The sequence below is a fragment of the Thermococcus sp. Bubb.Bath genome (assembly GCF_012027595.1).
GTDB lineage: Archaea > Methanobacteriota_B > Thermococci > Thermococcales > Thermococcaceae > Thermococcus.
In genome coordinates this window covers 1-563 of sequence record NZ_SNUR01000016.1, presented here as the reverse complement: position 1 = coordinate 563, position 563 = coordinate 1, and the positions used below count along the sequence as shown (strand labels likewise).

Annotated in this window: 2 protein-coding genes; both read left to right on the top strand. The window is 50.3% G+C overall.

The features are described 5' to 3' along the window. Nucleotides 1–317 (top strand): EMC3/TMCO1 family protein (locus E3E29_RS11305; protein WP_167911101.1); only part of this gene is annotated, 317 nt, incomplete at its 5' end. Nucleotides 318–359: 42 nt separating this feature from the next. After that, nucleotides 360–563: 50S ribosomal protein L34e (locus tag E3E29_RS11300; protein WP_167911100.1), on the top strand; the 204-nt coding region annotated here is incomplete at its 3' end.

Sequence of the window (563 nt, the reverse complement as noted above, 5' to 3'; positions counted from 1 at the left end):
TGGATGAGAAGAAGCTCAAGAAGCTCCAGCAGGAGCAGATGGAGCTCATGAAGCTCCAAAGTGAGGTCATGAAGGACACAATGTTCAAGGTCACCCTGCTGACGATGCCTATATTCTGGATATTCTTCACTTGGCTTAGGAGATGGTACTTTGAGGTAGGCATAGCAAAGGCTCCCTTTGACTTTTTCCTCTTCGACTGGTTCCATGGCCTGTATCACTCTGGCCTTCCTCCCAGTGAGCTGGGATACATAGGTTGGTATATCATGACCTCCATGATAACGGGTTACATCCTTAGGAAGCTCCTTGATATGGGTTAAATTTAAAAACGCTTGACAAAAAGGCATTGCGAGGTGAGAGAAATGAAGCCAATGTACAGGTCAAGGTCATGGAGAAGGAAGTACGTCAGGACTCCGGGCGGAAGGACGGTCATACACTTTGAGAGGAAGAAGCCAAAGATTGCCCACTGTGCCATGTGCGGCAGGCCGCTCAATGGTGTCCCGCGCGGCAGGCCGAGCGAGCTCAGAAAGCTCCCGAAGACCAAGAAGAGACCTGAGAGGCCCTAT